The sequence below is a fragment of the Nocardia aurea genome, from assembly GCF_003123685.1.
Taxonomy (GTDB): domain Bacteria; phylum Actinomycetota; class Actinomycetes; order Mycobacteriales; family Mycobacteriaceae; genus Nocardia; species Nocardia aurea.
Map to the genome: position 1 here is coordinate 502,676 of NZ_QCYJ01000020.1, position 18,608 is coordinate 521,283.

An 18,608-nucleotide genomic window follows, 5' to 3' on the forward strand; every position below is an offset into this window, starting at 1 on the left:
GATGTGCAAACGTCCGACCGCGGACTGCGCGTCCGGCGTATGCCTGACATCGACCCCGCGTAAAGAACAGCGGGGACGCCCTCAGGAGACACCGTGACGCTGCTCGAAATCTTCCCGTCGCTGCGGTCGGGAATGCCCTCGCGCCTCGACCCGGCGGTGTGGCCGCGTGAGACGCACTACGACGACGCGGGCCGCGTCACCGTGGGCGGGGTCGCGCTGGCCGATATCGCCGACCAGTACGCGACACCGACCTATGTCATCGACGAAGACGAGGTCAGACAACGCTGCCGCGCCTACCGCGGGGCGTTTCCCGACGCCGAGATCAGCTACGCGGGCAAGGCCATGATGATCCGCGCCGTCGCGAAATGGGTCGGGCAGGAGGGACTTTCGGTCGACGTGTGCTCGGCGGGCGAATTGGCCGTCGCGCTCGCCGCCGGCATCGAGCCGGGACGGATCGTCTTGCACGGCAACGGGAAGTCCTTCGACGAACTCGAGGCCGCGGTACGGGCGGGCGTCGGGCGGATCGTCATCGACTCGCTCACCGAGATCACCATGCTCTCGGCACTGCTCGGCCGCACACAGCAGGTCCTGATCCGCCTGTCGCCCGGAATCGACGTGCACGGGCACCCGGCGGTGAGAACCGGTGTCACGGATCAGAAGTTCGGGTTCCCGATCGGCAGCGACGCCGCCGCCGAGGCGGTCGAGCGGGTGCTGCGCAGGCCCGAACTGGATCTCGTCGGCTTCCACTGCCACCTCGGCTCGCAGATCCACGATCCCGACCACTACGGCGAGGCGGTGCGGCGGATGATCGCCGAGATGGCGATGGTGCGGCGCGAGCACGACGTCATCCTGACCGAACTCGATCTGGGCGGGGGACACGCGGTCGCCTACCGCGGCGGCGACGCCGAGATGAATCTCGCCGAACTCGCCGACGTCATCGAGGACGCTCTCGACGCCGCGTGCGCCCGTCATCGGTTTCCGCGCCCGAGGATCGCGCTGGAACCGGGCCGCGCGATCATCGCCCGCGCCGGTGTGACCCTGTACCGCGTGCTCTCGGTCAAACATGTCGAGGGCGGCCGCACCTACGTCACCGTCGACGGCGGTATGGGCGACAACGCGCGCGTGGCCCTGTACGGCGCGCGATACAGCGTCGTCGTGGCGAATCGGCATCCGGAGTGCGCCCAGATGACCGCGACCGTCGCGGGCAGATTCTGCGAGGCGGGTGACATCATCGCCGCCGACGTACGCCTGCCCGTCGACCTGCGCCCGGGTGAAGTGCTCGCCGTCCCGTGCACCGGCGCCTACCACCACAGCCTCGCGTCCACCTACAACAGCGTCGGCAGGCCGCCGATCATCGCGGTCGGCGGCGGACGATGCCGTGAGCTGCTGCGCCGCGAAACCATCGACGACCTGTCGCGCCGCGACATCGGCGATTGACCGGTGCGCGATCCGTCGCGCTCGAGCATCCGCGAGACCGGACTGTCGCCGAGCCGCGCCTCGGTCGACGCCGGCGATCCGCTCGGTCGACGGCCGGTCCGGCGTATCGGCTCGGTACGGATCGCCGACGGTCGGACATCCACCTCACCCTCGGATCAGACGACCGGGGCCACCTGGACCGCGTTCTGAGCCACCCGCACCGCCGCGAGCGCGTCGAGCCTGCCGAACCCGTATTTGTCACTGCGCCCGTCCGCCCCGTAGGCCCCGCCCTGCGGATCGATCTTGTCGCAGGATTCGCGCAGGAGATCCTTCACCCGGTCCGAGGTGAGATTCGGCCGCACCGACAGCATCAGCGCCACCACGCCCGCCGCGCCGGGGCAGGCGCTGGACGTTCCACCGAAACTGTTCGTGAAATCACCCGTCGCGTCTCCGTCGGCGACGCGACCGGAGTTGTACCCGTCGCGGCCGTGCCGATCGACGGTCCAGATGCCCGTGGTCAGCGGTTCGGGGTGGCCGAACGGGCGGTGACCGAAATCACTGCTGGGGAACGCGCACCACACGGCTTTGCCGAAATCGCTGTATACGCTGCGCTTTCCGGTGTCGTTGCAGGCCGCGACGGCGATCACCTTCGGGAAACTCGCGTAGCCGTCGTTGTCGACGGATTCGTTGCCGTTGCCCGCCGCGAACAGGATGACGCAACCGCGCCCGTCCCGGCCCGTGGTGAGAGCGTGTTCCATCGCCAACCGCGTGCTGGCGGGCAGGGCGACGACCCGGCCGTGCACCGGGTCGTTCGGCTGGAACCACGCGCCGTCGGCGGGACCCCAACTGCACGAGATGACATCGGCCCCGTTGTCGGCCGCCCACTGGAACGCCTTCGCCTCCGCCTGTGACCCCAGCCCCGAGGCGAGGCGGATCGGCATGAGTTTCGCCTCCGGCGCGACACCCGAGGCCCCGACCGTGCCGTTCGCGCAAGCGACCCCGGCACAGGCGGTGCCGTGGTTGTCCCCCGCGTCCGGACCGGTGCCGAAGCTGTCCTTCGGGCGCGGATCGTCGGTGCCGGTGGTGACATCGCGTGGCGCGACCACCTTGCCCGCACCGGTGAATTCGGGATGATCGATGTCGACCCCGTCGTCCACGACGGCGATCGTCACCCCCGCACCGCGCGTGACCGCGTGGGCCGCCGCCACATTCGCGTGCGCGTCGACCGATTTCCCGCCGATCACGGCAGTCTGGAGATGCCACTGCTGGGGAAAGATCGCCTTGCGCGAACTGTGCCGGATGAGTTCGGGATGGCAGTACAGCACGTCCGCGCGGGCGAGCAGGGCGTTCGCGATATCGAATACGCGCTGCCCCGTCCCCTCGGGCGCGGCCGCGAAGAACGCGTTCGCCGCGTAGCCCACCTGCTCTCGGATCCGCAGCCCCGCCTCGTCCAGTACGGCGCGGCATTCCCTCGGATCCGCGTCGTCGACGAACTTGACGAAGATGTTCTCGGTGTACAGCACCGGTTCCCCGGTGCCGGGATCGACGAGGACATGTCCGGCGAAGCGCACCTCCGGGGCCGCGTCGAGCACCCGTTTGCGTTCCGCGACCGACGGAGAGTCCGCGGGCAGCCGATACACCTCGACACCGGCCTCCGGATAGCGCGCGACCAGGCGCGCGTCGTCGAGTTCCGCACTCAGCGGTGTACGCACCGAACCCGACCGGTGCGGTATGCCCGGTCCGCTGTGCGTCCTGACCACGATCAGGTCCGCACTCTGTTCCAACTCGAAACCGGGTTCGTCCTTCGTCCCGAAATTCGCGGTAGGCACCATGACTCCCTTCGTCGCATGGTCCGAACACCGTGAAATCTATCCCCGGTTCGCGCGCGCGGCTCGGGTGCCCGGTTCCACCGCGGCGGTGTCAGCGCTTGCGGGTGCCGAACAGGCTGCGACTGATCTCGCGGCCCGCCGCATTCGCGGCCGAACGCAGGAAACTCTTCACCGCGGGATTTCTCATGATGCGCTCGGCGGCCGAATCCTGATCCGCACCCGCCGCCGGACGGCCGGGCGGTGGCGGAGCCTGCGGATCGTTCGCGGCGGCGGCTTCTATTTTCGCCGTGAGGATTTCGTAGGCCGACTCTCGGTCCACCGTCGCCCCGTATTTCGCCGACAGCGCGCTGGACAATGCCCTCGACCTGATCGCGTCCTCGCCGATGGTGTCCATCAGCGATCGCGGTGGCCGGATCCTGGTCCACGCCACCGGGGTCGGCGCGCCGCGTTCGGACAGCACCGTCACGATCGCCTCACCGGTGCCGAGCGAGGTCAGCGCCTTCTCCAGATCGTAGGCGCCGGTTCTCGGGTAGGTGCGCACGGTTTTCGACAGGGCCTTCTGATCATCCGGGGTGAAGGCGCGCAGGGCGTGCTGGACGCGCGCGCCCAATTGGGAGAGAACGGGATTCGGGATATCGGTGGGCAACTGGGTGCAGAAGAAGACGCCGACGCCCTTGGACCTGATGAGTTTGACCGTCTGTTCGACCTGGTCCAGAAACGCCTTGGAGGCGTCGGCGAACAGCAGATGCGCTTCGTCGAAGATGAAGACCAGTTTCGGCGCGTCGACATCGCCGACCTCGGGCAGCGTCTGGAACAGATCGGCGAGCACCCACATCAGGAAGGTGGAGAACATCACCGGCCGCGCCGCCTGGGCTCCGAGTTCGAACAGGGTGATGACGCCCTGGCCGTTCTCGGTGCGCAGCAGGTCGGCCGGATCGAGTTCCGGCTCGCCGAAGAAGGTCTCACCGCCCTCGGCCTCCAGATTCACCAGCGCGCGCAGGATCACCCCCGCCGTCGCCGCCGACACCCCGCCGATGCCCTTCAGATCGGCCTTGCCCTCGGGGCTGGTGAGATGTGTGATGACGGCACGCAGATCCTTCAGGTCAAGCAGGGCGAGTCCCTGTTTGTCCGCCCAGTGGAAGATCAGTCCGAGCGTGGATTCCTGGGTGTCGTTGAGCCCGAGCACTTTACCGAGCAGCACCGGCCCGAACGCGGTCACCGTGGCGCGGATCGGGACCCCGATGCCGCCGGTGCCGAGCGAGACGAACTCGACCGGGAATCCGCTCGGTGTCCAATCCCGCGGGCCGGTCTCGGCGGCGCGCGCGGTGACCTGCTCGCCCGCTTCACCCGGCTGCGCCAGCCCGGACAGATCACCTTTGATATCGGCGAGCACGACGGGAACACCCGCGCGCGAGAGCTGTTCGGCGATGCCCTGGAGTGTCTTGGTCTTGCCGGTGCCGGTCGCGCCCGCGACGAGTCCGTGCCTGTTCAGCGTGCGCAGCGGGACGCGCACCGCCGCAGCGGGATCCACCTGCCCGTCGACCACGACGGTGCCGAGTTCGAGCGCGGCGCCGTCGAACGCGTAACCCGCGGCGATCTCCCCGGCCACCGACAGATCGGCAGCTTCGGCGGCGGCCTCGGCCGACACCTGTCGCCGATCCGCCGCCGTCGCGGCTTCGGCGGCACTCTCGGCCCGCGCAGCGGCCCCCGACGCCCCGAATCCGGCATCGGCCCCCGAGGCGACCGCGGCTTCCTGTTCGATCAGTTCACGTTCGGCGGCCTCGGCGGCGGCCTGCGCCTGCGCCGCCACCCGCGCGGCTTCCTCGGCCGCCTTGCGCGCCGCCGCGGCCTTCTCCCGCGGGCTCGGTACGCTCGCGGCGGCCTCGCCGGGTGGGTCGTTCCGCGATACGTCCATCGCACGTTCTCCGTCCGGATCCGACCCGCCGCGGCGGGTTTGCTGTCGCACCGAAACATCTGTCGAACTCTGCTGGCGAACTCGAGGGAAAGCCTATCGCCGCAGCTCGGGTTCGCCGGGATAACCGCCCGGTGACGGCGGGACCGACCTGCACCGCCGCACGAATCGGGCACAGTAAGGTTGCCCGGGTGTCCGACAAACTAGTGGTGTGGATGGATTGCGAGATGACGGGGCTTCGCCTCGACAGCGACAAGCTGATCGAGGTGGCCGCGCTCGTGACCGACAGTGACCTCAATATTCTCGGTGACGGCGTGGATATCGTGATCCACGCCGACGACGAGGCGCTGGCCGCCATGCCCGCGGTGGTCGCCGATATGCACGCGCGATCCGGGCTCACCGAGGAGGTGCGGCGTTCCACCGTCACCCTCGCCGAGGCCGAACAGCAGGTGCTCGACTACATCAAGCAGTTCGCGCCGACCTCGGGAACCGTTCCGCTGGCCGGTAATTCGATCTCCACCGATCGCGGCTTCATCGCCAGGGATATGCCCGCCCTCGACGGTCATCTGCACTACCGGATGATCGATGTGAGTTCCATCAAGGAACTGTGCAGGCGCTGGTATCCGCGCATCTACTTCGGCCAGCCGGAGAAAGGGCTGACCCACCGCGCGCTGGCCGACATCCAGGAATCCATCCGCGAACTCCAGTACTACCGCCGCACCGCGTTCGTGACGCCTCCCGGCCCCTCCAGCACCGAGATCGCCGCCGTCGCGACCGAGCTGAGCGGTGGGCCCGCCGCTGGATCGCCGCAGCACAACGGCTCGCCGGACGCCGATTAGGGACTAGCGGGGGTGACACGCTAGTATCGAGCGCGCCGATGATTCATCGGCGATGGTGAGTGTAGTTCAGTTGGTAGAGCACCAGGTTGTGATCCTGGCTGTCGCGGGTTCGAGTCCCGTCACTCACCCCGAGAGGGCCCGGTCGAGATGCGAATCCCGACCGGGCCCTCCCTCGTTTCCCGACCGGGCCGTCACCGGCCGACCGACCGCGCACACATGCCGCTCGAGTCGAACCATTTGTCCGCGAACACCGTAGTGCCCCTGCGAAACTATGATGTGAAACGCAAACTCTCCTGATCGTGCTACATATCCCCCCGAGGTCCGTAGACTTCCCTCACCGAGGCGCAGGCATCGGACACCGGTCGACCAGAAAGACAACAGTTCGTGATGCGTTCCGCGGTTATCGCAGCCTTCGTCGGGGCCTCCTTGCTCACCGGCACCACCGCCACGGCGGCCGTTTCCTCCACCGCCGGTACCGGTTCGGGTACGGCGACCACCGGATCGTCCAGTGGGTCCGCCGGTGGGGCCACCACCACCGGATCCGGCAATTCCGGGTCGGCCACCGGACTGGAAACCCTCCTCTTCGGCGGGCCGCTGCTGTGCGCCGCGATAGGCAGCGCCATCAACGCCAATCTGACCTGCCCCGGCACCGCCGGCCCCAATATCCCCTGAGTATCCCCGGGTCACATCCCGGGTCCGAAACGACAAAGGCTCCCCGCGGTGCGCGGGGAGCCTTTGTGTCGTCCGAGGCGGATCAGCGGATGTCGGCGTTGCCCGCTTTCCACTCCGCCCACGGGATATTCCAGTCACCGAGACCGTCGGTGCCCGACAGCGTGCCGCCCCGGGTGTTCTTGACGATGGTGATGTCGCCGCGCTTGGCGGTCTGGAACACCCACTGCGCGTCGGTCGGGCTGAGGTTGAGGCAGCCGTGGCTGGTATTGGAATTGCCCTGCGCGCCCACCGACCACGGGGCCGAGTGGAAGAAGATGCCGCTGTAGGAGAGCCTGGTCGCGAAGTCCACCGGCGTCTTGTACCCGTCCGGCGAATTCACCGCCACACCGTAGGTCGAGGAGTCCATGATGATCTTCTCGTGCTTGTCGGCCACGATGTAGACACCGTTGTCGGTCGGCGTGCTGTCCTTGCCCATGGACGTGTCCATGGTGCGGATCACCTGACCGTTCTGTTCCACGACCACCTGCTTGGTGTTGTCGTCGGCGGTGAACACCGTCGCGTCGCCGACGGTGAAGAACGAATGCAGATTGTCCTGGCCGAACAGTCCGTTGCCGAGATCCCTGCCGTAGACGTTCACGTCGATGGTGACCTTGGTGCCCGGCGCCCAGAAATGCTCGGGCCGCCACCGCACCTCGCGGTTGTTCACCCAGTAGAACGCGCCCTCGACGGGCGGCTCGGTGGTGATCTTGATGGCGTCCTGGGCCGCCTTGCGATCCGGGATGTTCTCGTCGAACTGCACCGCGACCGGCTGGCCGATGCCGACGATCTCGCCCTCGCCCGGGAGCAGGTAGGGATGGGTCTGGTTGTTCGGCGAGCTGGTGGTGAAGCGCAGCGCGGTCGTGTTGCCGCCGCCGAGACCGATCGCGTTGGCGGTCAACGTGTAGGACTTGCCGTAGCCGAGTACCTCGGTCGTCTCCCAGCTGCGACCGTCGGCGGCGAGCCTGCCGCTCACCGGATCGTTCTGCGCGTTCAGCAACTTCACGTCGGTGAACTGACCGTCATCGACCTTGAAGGTCATCGGGACGCCCGGCGAGACACCGACATCGCCGTCCTTGACCGGAGACATCAGCTTCGGCTTGATCAACTCGGTGATCGGATTGCGATCGATCGCGACCACGCCACCGGTGCTGCCCGACGACGACGCGCACGCCGAAGCCCCCAGCGCGAGCACCGCGAGGACGGCAACCGGTCCAGCTAGCTTCCGCATCGACCAACGATGTCGACCTCGACCAATGCTCATTTCCAACCCCGTTTCAAGTCCCGGCGCCCCTGTAGAGCACGCCGATGGCTTCGGATCCAAACCGATTGCTGCGCTCAACTCACCGCGCCGGCGGGATCGGTCGAGACCACGTCCAGCTATTGTGCCAGCCCGACGGGACCCTTCCAATGTGAAGATCGCCGCGCCGCGACCGGGTCCACCGGATTGATATGTCGCGGGGCCCTCGGTGTTAACACCGCCCGGCGACACGACATCCCCCCGCTCAACTGGCGATTTCACTTCTGCCACCTCCGCCTGTTAATGTTTGTCCCGCACCGGAACACGGGGCAGGCGCCATTAGCTCAATTGGCAGAGCAGCTGACTCTTAATCAGCGGGTTCGGGGTTCGAGTCCCTGATGGCGCACAATTAATTCTTCCCTCTACCAGCGATTTCGCTGATGAAGAGAACCGCGGGGCGATCGAACGACAGCGGGATCTGTAGCTTACGGCGACTCCCCCCGATCCCTCACGCGAGCGCGGCCAGCGTTCCGAATCTGTGATCTCCCCCACGAACCGACCGGCACGTCCGGGTTCGTTCCGCCCGCGTAGGGCACGACTCCCCCGGATCCCCGCGAGCGAAAGTATCGCGCGGATCACGATGGCGTCACCGACCGCTCGGCGGCAAACCCAGGGCCGGTTCTCACGTCACCGCACCGTGACCTTCACACCTCGCCGATCACGATTGAGACACGGAGCGAGCTCGAAACGGGCAAATTCCTGGCTTACTCGACAAAAAGTTCTGTGACCTACAGCACATGATGTTTAGGGGCAAACCCCCAGCGTAGAGGCATGGTTTCGGCGTCAACCTGGGCTTTCCAAGATCGCCAGCACCTCTGGTTCACTTTTCGTTCACCTTACGTTCATGTCTCGTGACCATTCTGCAATCAGGTCACAAACGACCTGAAGTTCGGTTCGACCGAGATTTCGTTATCAGCATTCGGAAACGAACGCAGAGTCCGATCCACGGCTCACGAACTTCAGCCTCGCGCTTCACCTTCCAGAGTGAAGCCATGCGCATCAGCGCGGGCCGGGACTGCGCAGAGCGCACCGATGCCGAGACGAGATCGGCGCCCAGCCCGGGGACGGATCGTCCCCACAACCAAATCCCATAACAGCACACCAGCTCGAACGGTGAGCGATCGGTACGGCGCTCGCCCTGGATTCGCACTGCCTCGTGGCATCCGAATCGGTCCTGTCCCCGAAGAAGGAATACCTCGTAATGCCTGTTGATAGACGCTTCTCTCGCATCCGCCGCACCACGCTTCGCGAAGGCTTCACCTTCGCCGTCGCCGCGGCAGGCATCGTGGCCGTCGCGGCCTCGTCTGCGGTCTCGGTGGCCGATGACAACGTCGCCACTCGCATTGCCATCGTCGCGGACGAGCAGCCCGCCGCCGCTGCCGCCGCCGCGCCCGCTCCGGCCGGACAGGTCATCGCCCAGGACGCCGCCGCGGTGGCCCCGGCCCCTATGCCCGTTCCCGCCCCCGCCGCGGAACCGGCGCCCGCGCCGATGCCCGCCCCCGCGCCGCCGGTCTACGAGAACAATCTCGACGGCTGGATCCGCCAGGCCCTCGACATCATGGCCGCCAACGGAATCCCCGGCACCTACGAGGGCATCCACCGCAACATCATGCGCGAGTCCACCGGCGACCCCCAGGCGATCAACCTGTGGGATTCCAACGCCGCCATGGGCATCCCGTCCAAGGGCCTGCTCCAGGTGATCGACCCCACCTTCGCCACCTACCACGTCGAGGGCACCCCGTTCGACGTCTGGAACCCGGTCTCCAACATCGTGGCCGCCTGCAACTACGCCGCGCACCGCTACGGCTCGATGGACAACGTCGACTCGGCGTACTGAGTCACACGCGTTCTCGGGTAGCCCCCGGCCCTCCGATCGAGAGATCGAGGGCCGGGGGCTACCGGCGTACGATGCTCGACGTGGCCGATTACGCGCATACCGACGCGTCGGTCAGCCGCCGCGCCGAGAAGGCGCGCCGATTGGCCGCCTATCTCTGGGACCGCGACATCAGCGGCGCCGAACTCCTCGACCTGCCCGCGACCGTCCGGCGCAAAGTGGCGCGGGCGGCCGACACCAATCCGCCGAGTACCGACGAGACCTGGACGGTCGTCGCCCGACTGCTGGACGAGAAACAGGCGTGGTCGGTGCGTAACCCCGGTCACCCAGCCGGGGGCCGGGCACACGCCGAGGAGAAGATCCTGTGGGTGAAACCGCCGGTCAAGCCCTGGTCGACGGGTTAGTCAGGGGCAGGGCACATCCAGCGGCGCCGATCGCTCGGCCACCGGGACCACCCGGTCGGCGAGCGAGCGGATCGCCGCGGCTTCGTCGGCGCTCATCGGTTCGATGAACAGCGACCGCACCAGTTCGACATGATTCGGCGCCGCCTGTTCGATGGCGGCGCGCCCCTGCGGTGTGAGCCGGACCAGGATGCCCCTGGCATCGTCGGCGGCAGGCGTGCGGTCGACGAGTCCGCGAGATGCCATGCGCGCCAGGTGTTTCGACAACCTGCTCTTCTCCCAGCACACCTCGGCGGCCAATTCCTTGGCACGCAGGCTGTCGTCGGGTGCGGCCGAGAGCGCGACCAGCAATTCGTAGTCGGCGGCGGACAGTCCGTCGCGCGCGAGGCCGGCCGCGATGGCCGCGTCCATCCGCTGCCGCAGGCGCACATAGGCCTGCCAGGTCCGCTGCTCGTCATCGCTCAACCACTGCACCACGGGAATTATCCTAGCCCTGCGATAGTTGACATGGACACCAACAGCCGCAAGAGCCTCGCCTCGACAATCTCCGGAGGTGCGTTATGCCCGCCATCACCGTCGACGACATCATGATCCTGCCCCGCCTGCCCAGGCCGGACCGGACCGCGCAGGAACGTCCGGTCGACAAGATCGTCACCGCGCACAAGCAGTTGGAGGGTGCGGGATTCGAGGTGCGCAGGCCGTTCCCGAGTCTGGATCTGCGTTCGGCGGATCCGTTCATCCTGCTCGATCAGATGGGTCCGGTGGCCTACGAGCCGCACCAGGCCAAGGGCGCGCCGTGGCATCCGCATCGCGGCTTCGAGACCGTCACCTACATGCTCGACGGCGCCATGGTCCACCACGACTCGCACGGCGGTGGCGGCACCATCAGCGAGGGTGACACCCAGTGGATGACCGCCGGGTCGGGCATCCTGCACGACGAGGTGCCGCCGGAGGAACTGGTCACGACCGGCGGCTGGTTCCACGGCATCCAGCTCTGGGTGAATCTGCCCCGCGCGCTCAAGATGGCGCCGCCGCGCTACCAGGATCTGGACGCTTCGAAACTGACCCTGGTCAGTTCACACGACGGGGGCGCGCTGGTACGCGTCATCGCGGGTGAGATCGGCGGATTCAGCGGCCCCGGTTCGACTTACACGCCCATCGCCTACGCGCACGCGTCGATCAGTCCCGGCGGACAGCTGGAAATGCCATGGCCGCAACACTTTACAGCAATGGCATACGTTTTATCCGGTAGCGGAACGGTGGGTTCACAGCGCCATCCCGTCACCGAAGGCCAGCTCACCGTGTTCGGGCCCGGGTCCGGAATCACCGTCACAGCTGATTTCGAGCAACACAATGTGACCGGCGATCTCGAAGTCCTGCTGCTCGGCGGACAACCCATTCGCGAGCCGGTCATCCAGTACGGGCCGTTCGTGATGAATACCAAGGCCGAGATCATCCAGGCCATGGAGGACTACCAGGCGGGGCGTATGGGCAACATTCCAGCGGAGCATGTTCGCGGTACCGTGATCGGCGAATAGCGGGGGTTTCGCGGTATCCCCTAATGCCCTAATTCATAGCCCGCGCGGTTGACAACTGACCTGAGCGTCACGAAGGTGGATGCGGCGTCGCCCCCTCGGCGCAACATCCACCGCACCAGACACTGAGGAATACATGAACGTTCGCCGGCTCACCGTCAGCGCCGCCGCCGCGGGCCTGACCCTCCTGGCGGCCCCGGCCGCCATCGCCGCACCCACCGGTTCGGCAGGGACGGGTTCGTCCGCCATCGATACCGGCTCGGCCGCAACCGGTTCGGCCGGTCTGTCGCAGACCGGTTCCACCGGAGGCGCCTTCAACAACTGCGAGGACGCCAAGGCCGCCGGTCGCGCCCCCCTGTTCCGCGGGGAACCGGGCTACGGACCGCACCTGGATCCCGATGGTGACGGATTCGCCTGCCCGACGGTCTGACCACCGCAGAAGACACAACACCCGGTGTGGCCCTCCTGGCCACACCGGGTGTTTTTTCGTATGCCTCGGGTCGACCGACCCGATCGACCGTCTCGGGTCAGCGGAAGATCTTGAGCAGCACCAGGCCGACGGCGACGGCACCCGCGCCGATCAGGCTGTACTTCACCTTCGGCTCGTTCAGCTTCGCCAGCACCATGTGTTTGGTGTCGCCCGCGATCCGCTGCGGGTCGGCGCGCACCGCGAGTTCGTCGAGGGTGCTCGCGAGCCGGGTGCGGGCCTCCTCGATATCGCGCTCGATCCGGTCGGTATCCCTAGCCACGTCAATGTCCTCCTGTCGAATTCGGCGCCACCGGGCGCGGACCAGGCGCGAAGTGCAGGCCGTCCGCGAGTCACCAGGGCTCGCGGACGAGTGTATCCGCACGCCCGGTGTCGGTATGTTCGGTTACCGTGCAGGGCGTGACCGACAACCAACGACTCTCCGCGGGCGATACCGCCCCCGCGTTCACGCTGGCCGACGCCGACGGCAAAGAGGTCTCGCTCGCCGACTACCGCGGCCGCAAGGTGATCGTGTACTTCTATCCCGCCGCGAGCACGCCCGGCTGCACCAAACAGGCCTGCGATTTCCGCGACAGTCTCGCCGACCTCGACGGCGCGGGCATCGACGTCGTCGGAATCTCCCCCGACAAGCCCGCCAAACTGGCCAAGTTCCGCGACGCCGAACAGCTCACCTTCCCGTTGCTGTCGGATCCGGACAAGAGCGTGCTCACCGCGTGGGGCGCGTTCGGCGAGAAGACCATGTACGGCAAGAAGGTCACCGGGGTCATCCGGTCCACCTTCCTGGTCGACGAGCAGGGCAAGATCGAGGTCGCCCAGTACAACGTGCGCGCCACCGGCCACGTCGCCAAACTGCGCCGCGACCTGTCGGTCTGATCCCGCGCTAGAGCCCTCGGACGAAACTCTCGTACCCGTCGAGCAGGCGGGCCAGACCGAATTCGAAATCGGCTCTGTTCCAGTCGATGTCGTCGTCGAGACTGTCCGAGGACAGTGCCGCGACCACGTTGGGGTAACGCCGCGGATCGATCAGCCGCTGCATTACCTCGGCGTAGTCGTCCTCGCCGCCGGTATCGACCGTCAGGCCGCGTGCCAGGCGCATCCGGCCCATCACGAAGAACGACAGATTCATCACCAGCTGCATCCGGACCGGGACCGGTATCTCGGTGGTCGCCAGCGCGCGCAGACCGGTCTCGAGCCACTGCATGTTGTTCGGTCCCATGGGCGGGCCGATGAGCGGGATGTCGAGCCACCACGGATGCCGCTCGATCGCGGCGTATTCCGCCATCGCCCATTGCCACAGCGCCTCGCGCCACGGCGTGTCGGAGGCGATCGTCGGCGGTGTGCCGACCACCCGGTCCAGTAGCAGGTCCACCAGCGTCTGCTTGCTGTCCACGTAGCGGTACAGCGACATCGCCGTGAAGCCGAGTTGCGTGGCGACCCGGTTCATCGACAGCGCCTGATAGCCCTCGGCGTCGGCCACCTCGATCGCCGCGTCGAGGATCTGATCGAGGGTCAGGCCGCGCTTGGGCCCGCGCCCGCCGGGCACGTCCAGCCCCCACAACAGCGCGATGGCTTTCGGGATCGCCGCTTCCTCGGACGTCGCCATCGACTTCCAGCTCCTCTCCGCCGTGCGGGGCTCTCGGCGCCGCACGGGTCCGGCGCCGATCCCCATTCTTGCCCGTACCGCCGACCCTTCTCGTTCCGGTCCACCACTTGCACCCTCTAACTGTTTACTCTATAAACAGAGTTTATTACATAAACAGTTATCGAGGAGAGTTCATGACATCCCGATCCCGGCCCGCGCTCACCACGCGGGCCCTCACCAAGACCTTCGGCGAGCACACGGTGCTGGCGGGAATCGACCTTTCCGTCCCCGCGGGAACCGTGTTCGCGCTACTCGGCCCCAACGGCGCGGGAAAGACCACGCTGATCCGCATCCTGTCCACACTCAGCAAGCCCGACAGCGGTGACGTGCGCATCCTCGGCCACGACGTGATCCACGAACCCGCCGCCGTGCGTCGCAGAATCGGCGTCACCGGGCAGTACTCGGCGGTCGACAACGTGCTGACCGGCGCCGAGAACCTCAGGCTCACCGGCAGACTGCTCCATCTGGAGCGCGCGCGGATCGCCGAACGCACCGCCGAACTGCTGACCAGATTCGACCTCACCGATGCCGCCGACCGACGCGCCGAAACCTATTCCGGCGGTATGCGCCGCCGCCTCGATCTGGCGATGAGTCTGATGGGCGGACCCGACCTGATCTTCCTGGACGAACCGACCACCGGCCTCGACCCGCGCAGCCGCCGCGAACTGTGGCAGGTCATCCAACGTCTCACCGCCGACGGCGTCACCGTGTTCCTCACCACCCAATACCTCGAGGAAGCAGATCAACTGGCCGATCGTGTCGCGGTGCTCGACCACGGCGTGGTCGTCGCCGAAGGCACACCGGAGGAACTCAAACAGCGCGCCCCCGGTGGGCATATCCAGCTGCGATTCGGCGATGTGGGGCAACTCGATGCCGGTATCCGCGCCGTCGGGGAGCGAGCGGGCGCCGCCGATCACGATCAGCTCACCCTGCAGGTGCCCTCCGACGGCAACGCCGGCGACGTGAAACGCCTTCTCGACCGTTTCGAGGAACTCGACATCACCGTCGAACGGCTCACCGTCCACCTTCCCGACCTCGACGATGTCTTCTTCGCGTTGACCGGTCACCCCACCCATCCCGCACCGGTCGCCTGACCGCGCCCACCGAACGAGACGACACTATGACCACACTGTCCCCCGCCCAGCGCACCCTGCGGGCCGCCAAGGATTCGGGCACCATGCTCGACCGCAATCTGCGCCACACCCTGCGCAGTCCCGACACCATGATCATGACCATCGCGCTTCCGGTCCTGATCCTGCTGATGTTCGTCTACGTCTTCGGCGGCGCGATGGATGTCGGCCCCGGGCCGTACATCGACTACGTGGTGCCGGGAATCATCCTGCTGTGCGCGGGGTTCGGCGCGGGTACCACCGCGGCGAGTATTTCCACCGATGTGAAGGACGGCATCATCGACCGGTTCCGAACGATGGATATCGCGCGTTCGGCGGTACTCACCGGGCACGTCGCCGAAAGCCTTATCCGCAATCTGATCACCACCAGCCTGGTGATGGTGGTCGCGGTGGCGCTCGGCTTCCGTCCGACTTCCGATCCGCTGCGCTGGGCGGGCGCGCTCGGCGTGATCGCGATGTTCGTGCTCGCGCTGTCCTGGGTCGCGGCCGCGCTCGGTCTGCTGGCGAAGAATCCGGAGGCGGCCAACGGCTTCTCCTTCGCGTTCACCTTCATTCCCTACGTGAGCAGCGCGTTCGTGCCACCGGAATCCATGCCGACCTGGCTGCACCGGTTCGCCGAGAACCAGCCGGTGACACCGGTGATCGAAACGGTGCGCGGACTGCTGATGGGCACGCCGATCGGTGACAGCGCGCTGCTCGCGGTCGCGTGGTGCGCGGGGATCGCGTTGGTGGGCTACCTCGCCGCCGGAGCGCTGTTCACACGACGCACCACCGACTGACGCCACGCGCACGAGAAAGGTCCGGCACCGAGGGGGCCGGACCTTTCAACGTTCGCGCTCAGGCAGCCGTGAATTGCTGGGTGGCCCAGGTCATCAACTGGCGGAAGTGGTTGTCCCACCACTGCTGGGATTCCACGGTGAACGCGGCCGGGGGCGGCGCTTCGCCCGGGAAGAGCATGAAATCGTTGGGCGCCGCGAATTCGGTCGAAGCCTCGGGCACGCCGCTTCCGGGCGCCGTGGGCGCGACGGCGGTGTCCGGCTCGTGCTCCGATTCCGCCGGATCCAGTGGCAGCGTGTACGTCCCCGGCCATTCGGGCATCACCTTCGACCGCGACGATCCGGTGTCGGTGGTGTTGTACACCCTGGGTTCGCCCACCCGCGATGCCGTTCCCGCGGCGGGCGTGCGGCCCGCGTCGGATCCGGGATGCACCGGCGACACCGGTGCATCGGGAGAATCCTCGCCGTTGAGCGAACCGGTGGTCGGCCCGTGCGAATCGACGACGGCACTCATATCGGCGGCCACCGGCGATGCCGTCTCCGACAGCGCGTTGACGGCGTAGATCCCGCCGGCGGTCACCCCGCCGACCAGCACGCTGGCCGCCGCGAACAGCGCGGCGGTTCCGCGCCCGTAGCGGCCCTGCTCCACGGCCGCGGCGACACCTTCGGTATCGGCGGCCATGACGGTCAGCGCGGCGCCCACAGCGGGCGCGGACGAGGCGAAGGTACACGGCAGCACCGGCGCTCCGAACCGCTCCAGGGCGGCGCGCACCGGAACGACCTCCGCACCCGAGCCGATCAACACGACCGCGTCGGGGCGAACACCGGCCGCCTCCAATTGATCCCATGCGGCGGTCACCGCGGCGCCGAGGGATTCGCGGGTGGCCCCGCCCGCCTGACTGGTCGCGGCGAGCACCCGGCTGCGGGCCCGATCGACCAGGGTGAACGACTGATGTCCCGGAACCACCTCGCAGATGAGTAGGTGATCGAATTCCTTGAGCCACGTCATCATCGCGGCGACGCTCAGGTGCGCCGATTTCGTCGACACCAGCGAGGTGGACTGCCAGGGACCGGTCGCCAGCCTGGTGACGATGGCACGGCGCTCGGCGGGATCGCGGTAGACCACCGCGGTGCCACCGATCTCCTGATCCGGACCGATCTCGGCGGCGACCTCGTCCATCGCGGCCTCGACGGCGGCCGCCACGTCCGCCTTGGTGTCACCGAATGTCCGCTCCACCCGGTGCGCCAGCACCCGCTCGGGCAGCCGGTCGTCGGAATCGGCGAGCGCTACCGCGTGCACGGCGCCGCGTTCGGTGGAGACGCCGAGTGTAACCACAGATCGAGCTACCACAGATATGCCTTCCCGGTGCGACTCACGGACCCGCCGTCCGCTTCTTCTGGCTGTCGTCTTCGTTCTCGCTGTCGTCTTCTGCCATCTCCCGAGCATTCGATGCGTTCGAATCCACGCACGCTCGTTATATGTTCGGAACCACATCGGTTCCGGATGGGTCATGAAATGTGACAGAACCGAACACGCGAATCCACTGCGCGTGTCGCGTACCCGTCGGTACCGCTAGCCTGAGTAGGTGGATGTACACACGGAGGCCAGGGCAAAGCGGCACCTGGACCCCGCGTTGGAGCTGCAGGACGACCCGCAGGAGCTCATGCCGCGGCGCCGCCCGACGCAGGAACGAAGCAAACGCAAGTTCGACGCCTTGCTGCAGTCATCCAGAGAATTGCTGGTAGAGGTCGGATTCGAATCGTTCACCTGTGAAGAGGTGGCGGCGCGCGCCGAGGTCCCGATCGGCACCCTGTACCAGTTCTTCGCGAACAAATACGTCATCGTCTGCGAGCTCAATCGCCAAGACCTGGTGGCGGTTTCCCAGGAACTGGCCGATTTCCACGGCGAGGTCCCCTCGTTGGACTGGCTGCGGCACATGAACCAGTTCGTGGACCACCTCGCCAATCTGTGGCTGACGGATCCGTCCCGGCGCGAGGTCTGGCTGGCGATGCAGTCGACTCCGTCCACCCGGGCCACCGGCGCGATCCACGAGAAGGAGTTCGCCGAGGTCGTCTCGCAGATGCTGCGACCGCTGACCCCGCGAACCCCGCGCCCGCGCCGCACCATGATGGCCGAAGTGCTCGTGCACGTCGTCTACTCGATGCTGAATTTCTCCGTCCAGGACGAGCAGAGCAATGCCGAAGCCGTCTCCGAGCTCAAACGACTGATGGTGGCGTACCTGCTGGTGGCCGAGAAGGAATCCCGCAGCGCCAGCGAACGCTGACACACCGCACGCCTACGACGACGAAAGGGCGGACCGGATGATCCGGTCCGCCCTGAGTCTTGTCCACCACGGGTGCTAGGTGAGCCCCGCACGCCCTTCGATCAGATCGGCCAACTCGCCCGGATCCTCCAGCACCACCATGGCCGCGGCCGTATCGCCGTCATGGGTCAGCGACAGATGAACCCTGACCCGGGGCAGGAATTCGGCGGCAAGGCCGTGCAGCTTGATGCTCGGCCTGCCCCACGCGTCGTTGACCACTTCGATCAGCGGATACGGGTTGTCCCCGATCTGCGGGCTGCGGGCGAAGCGAGACGACGCCCACGCCTTGATCACCGCCTCCTTGGCCGCCCAGCGCGCGGCGTAACTGCGCGCCGGGTCGGTGCCCTTGCTCTGGCAGTACCGCCGTTCACCGGCGGTGAAACTCTCCCGGAGCATGGTGGTTCCGGCACGTTCGAGCTGTTCGGAGAACTCGGAGATAGTCACCAAGTCCAAACCGATACCGAGGATCGTCACG

The 18,608-nt window shown here is 67.1% G+C and carries 18 protein-coding genes, 2 tRNA genes and 1 pseudogene; 13 read left to right on the forward strand and 8 right to left on the reverse strand.

What is annotated here, in order from left to right; all coding sequences use genetic code 11:
* The first annotated feature begins 93 nt into the window (after positions 1-93).
* Positions 94-1,437: a diaminopimelate decarboxylase gene (gene lysA / locus DAT37_RS07535; RefSeq protein ID WP_109523927.1), complete on the forward strand. Its 1,344-nt coding sequence runs from the start codon at positions 94-96 to the stop codon at positions 1,435-1,437.
* 155 nt (positions 1,438-1,592) lie between these two features.
* Here lysA and DAT37_RS07545 read toward each other — a convergent pair whose 3' ends face one another.
* A complete protein-coding gene (locus DAT37_RS07545; RefSeq protein ID WP_198654132.1) occupies positions 1,593-3,245 on the reverse strand; it encodes a S8 family peptidase in 1,653 nt (550 codons plus the stop codon).
* Between the two features lie 91 nt (positions 3,246-3,336).
* On the reverse strand, positions 3,337-5,160 hold the full coding sequence (locus DAT37_RS07550) for a helicase HerA-like domain-containing protein (RefSeq protein ID WP_109524017.1): 1,824 nt from the start codon (positions 5,158-5,160) through the stop codon (positions 3,337-3,339).
* A gap of 188 nt (positions 5,161-5,348) precedes the next feature.
* Here DAT37_RS07550 and orn point away from each other — a divergent pair, with 188 nt between their 5' ends.
* From orn to DAT37_RS07565, 3 genes are all read left to right on the forward strand, one after another.
* Entirely contained in the window at positions 5,349-5,996 is a 648-nt protein-coding gene (gene orn / locus DAT37_RS07555; protein ID WP_109523930.1) for an oligoribonuclease, read from the forward strand.
* A 55-nt stretch (positions 5,997-6,051) separates the two neighbouring features.
* A tRNA-His gene (locus DAT37_RS07560) sits at positions 6,052-6,124 on the forward strand.
* Positions 6,125-6,383: 259 nt separating this feature from the next.
* The gene (locus DAT37_RS07565; RefSeq protein WP_109523931.1) at positions 6,384-6,668 is read left to right on the forward strand and encodes a hypothetical protein; all 285 of its coding nucleotides are present in this window, start codon (positions 6,384-6,386) and stop codon (positions 6,666-6,668) included.
* 82 nt (positions 6,669-6,750) lie between these two features.
* Here DAT37_RS07565 and DAT37_RS07570 read toward each other — a convergent pair whose 3' ends face one another.
* The gene (locus DAT37_RS07570; RefSeq protein WP_198654133.1) at positions 6,751-7,968 is read right to left on the reverse strand and encodes a L,D-transpeptidase; all 1,218 of its coding nucleotides are present in this window, start codon (positions 7,966-7,968) and stop codon (positions 6,751-6,753) included.
* A 309-nt stretch (positions 7,969-8,277) separates the two neighbouring features.
* Here DAT37_RS07570 and DAT37_RS07575 point away from each other — a divergent pair.
* The 3 genes from DAT37_RS07575 to DAT37_RS07585 all read left to right on the forward strand — a co-directional run bounded on the left by DAT37_RS07575 (position 8,278) and on the right by DAT37_RS07585 (position 10,242).
* Positions 8,278-8,350 (forward strand) — tRNA-Lys (locus DAT37_RS07575).
* A gap of 855 nt (positions 8,351-9,205) precedes the next feature.
* Complete coding sequence (locus tag DAT37_RS07580; protein WP_109524018.1) at positions 9,206-9,841, forward strand: transglycosylase SLT domain-containing protein; 636 nt, start codon at positions 9,206-9,208, stop codon at positions 9,839-9,841.
* A gap of 71 nt (positions 9,842-9,912) precedes the next feature.
* Entirely contained in the window at positions 9,913-10,242 is a 330-nt protein-coding gene (locus tag DAT37_RS07585; protein ID WP_109523933.1) for a hypothetical protein, read from the forward strand.
* Here the strand turns inward: DAT37_RS07585 and DAT37_RS07590 are convergent.
* Positions 10,243-10,644 (reverse strand): annotated as a pseudogene (locus tag DAT37_RS07590) (MarR family winged helix-turn-helix transcriptional regulator); the annotation flags it as partial. It abuts the gene before it with no gap.
* A 155-nt stretch (positions 10,645-10,799) separates the two neighbouring features.
* Here DAT37_RS07590 and DAT37_RS07595 point away from each other — a divergent pair.
* Positions 10,800-11,777 (forward strand): pirin family protein, encoded by a 978-nt coding sequence (locus tag DAT37_RS07595; protein WP_109523935.1) that lies wholly within the window; start codon positions 10,800-10,802, stop codon positions 11,775-11,777.
* 133 nt (positions 11,778-11,910) lie between these two features.
* Positions 11,911-12,204, forward strand: coding sequence for an excalibur calcium-binding domain-containing protein (locus DAT37_RS07600; protein ID WP_109523936.1), 294 nt, complete (start codon positions 11,911-11,913; stop codon positions 12,202-12,204).
* A gap of 97 nt (positions 12,205-12,301) precedes the next feature.
* Here DAT37_RS07600 and DAT37_RS07605 read toward each other — a convergent pair whose 3' ends face one another.
* Positions 12,302-12,523 carry a DUF3618 domain-containing protein gene (locus DAT37_RS07605; RefSeq protein ID WP_109523937.1) on the reverse strand — a complete coding sequence of 74 codons (222 nt, stop codon included), beginning with the start codon at positions 12,521-12,523 and terminating at the stop codon, positions 12,302-12,304.
* A 137-nt stretch (positions 12,524-12,660) separates the two neighbouring features.
* On the opposite strand from DAT37_RS07605, the gene bcp reads away from it, so the two are divergent.
* Positions 12,661-13,134, forward strand: coding sequence for a thioredoxin-dependent thiol peroxidase (bcp, locus tag DAT37_RS07610; RefSeq protein WP_109523938.1), 474 nt, complete (start codon positions 12,661-12,663; stop codon positions 13,132-13,134).
* A 7-nt stretch (positions 13,135-13,141) separates the two neighbouring features.
* On the opposite strand, the gene DAT37_RS07615 is transcribed toward bcp, so the two are convergent.
* Positions 13,142-13,864 carry a TetR/AcrR family transcriptional regulator gene (locus DAT37_RS07615; protein WP_109523939.1) on the reverse strand — a complete coding sequence of 241 codons (723 nt, stop codon included), beginning with the start codon at positions 13,862-13,864 and terminating at the stop codon, positions 13,142-13,144.
* A 173-nt stretch (positions 13,865-14,037) separates the two neighbouring features.
* On the opposite strand from DAT37_RS07615, the gene DAT37_RS07620 reads away from it, so the two are divergent.
* Positions 14,038-14,997 carry an ATP-binding cassette domain-containing protein gene (locus tag DAT37_RS07620; protein ID WP_109523940.1) on the forward strand — a complete coding sequence of 320 codons (960 nt, stop codon included), beginning with the start codon at positions 14,038-14,040 and terminating at the stop codon, positions 14,995-14,997.
* Between the two features lie 26 nt (positions 14,998-15,023).
* Positions 15,024-15,812: an ABC transporter permease gene (locus tag DAT37_RS07625; RefSeq protein WP_109523941.1), complete on the forward strand. Its 789-nt coding sequence runs from the start codon at positions 15,024-15,026 to the stop codon at positions 15,810-15,812.
* Between the two features lie 58 nt (positions 15,813-15,870).
* Here DAT37_RS07625 and DAT37_RS07630 read toward each other — a convergent pair whose 3' ends face one another.
* Positions 15,871-17,145 (reverse strand): hypothetical protein, encoded by a 1,275-nt coding sequence (locus DAT37_RS07630; RefSeq protein ID WP_109523942.1) that lies wholly within the window; start codon positions 17,143-17,145, stop codon positions 15,871-15,873.
* Positions 17,146-17,473: 328 nt separating this feature from the next.
* Here DAT37_RS07630 and DAT37_RS07635 point away from each other — a divergent pair, with 328 nt between their 5' ends.
* Positions 17,474-18,094, forward strand: a complete 621-nt coding sequence (locus tag DAT37_RS07635) for a TetR/AcrR family transcriptional regulator (RefSeq protein WP_232839577.1) — start codon at positions 17,474-17,476, stop codon at positions 18,092-18,094.
* 75 nt (positions 18,095-18,169) lie between these two features.
* Here the strand turns inward: DAT37_RS07635 and acpS are convergent, their stop codons facing one another.
* Positions 18,170-18,607, reverse strand: a complete 438-nt coding sequence (acpS, locus tag DAT37_RS07640) for a holo-ACP synthase AcpS (RefSeq protein WP_109523943.1) — start codon at positions 18,605-18,607, stop codon at positions 18,170-18,172.
* Position 18,608 lies beyond the last annotated feature (1 nt).

Excerpts from the sequence above, each read along its gene's own strand:
- DAT37_RS07550 (WP_109524017.1), bottom strand. The coding sequence starts at position 5,160 with ATGGACGTATCGCGGAACGACCCACCCGGCGAGGCCGCCGCGAGCGTA.
- DAT37_RS07565 (WP_109523931.1), top strand. The coding sequence starts at position 6,384 with ATGCGTTCCGCGGTTATCGCAGCCTTCGTCGGGGCCTCCTTGCTCACC.
- DAT37_RS07570 (WP_198654133.1), bottom strand. The coding sequence starts at position 7,968 with ATGAGCATTGGTCGAGGTCGACATCGTTGGTCGATGCGGAAGCTAGCT.
- DAT37_RS07580 (WP_109524018.1), top strand. The coding sequence starts at position 9,206 with ATGCCTGTTGATAGACGCTTCTCTCGCATCCGCCGCACCACGCTTCGC.
- DAT37_RS07585 (WP_109523933.1), top strand. The coding sequence starts at position 9,913 with ATGCTCGACGTGGCCGATTACGCGCATACCGACGCGTCGGTCAGCCGC.
- DAT37_RS07595 (WP_109523935.1), top strand. The coding sequence starts at position 10,800 with ATGCCCGCCATCACCGTCGACGACATCATGATCCTGCCCCGCCTGCCC.
- DAT37_RS07600 (WP_109523936.1), top strand. The coding sequence starts at position 11,911 with ATGAACGTTCGCCGGCTCACCGTCAGCGCCGCCGCCGCGGGCCTGACC.
- DAT37_RS07615 (WP_109523939.1), bottom strand. The coding sequence starts at position 13,864 with ATGGCGACGTCCGAGGAAGCGGCGATCCCGAAAGCCATCGCGCTGTTG.
- DAT37_RS07620 (WP_109523940.1), top strand. The coding sequence starts at position 14,038 with ATGACATCCCGATCCCGGCCCGCGCTCACCACGCGGGCCCTCACCAAG.
- DAT37_RS07625 (WP_109523941.1), top strand. The coding sequence starts at position 15,024 with ATGACCACACTGTCCCCCGCCCAGCGCACCCTGCGGGCCGCCAAGGAT.
- DAT37_RS07635 (WP_232839577.1), top strand. The coding sequence starts at position 17,474 with ATGCCGCGGCGCCGCCCGACGCAGGAACGAAGCAAACGCAAGTTCGAC.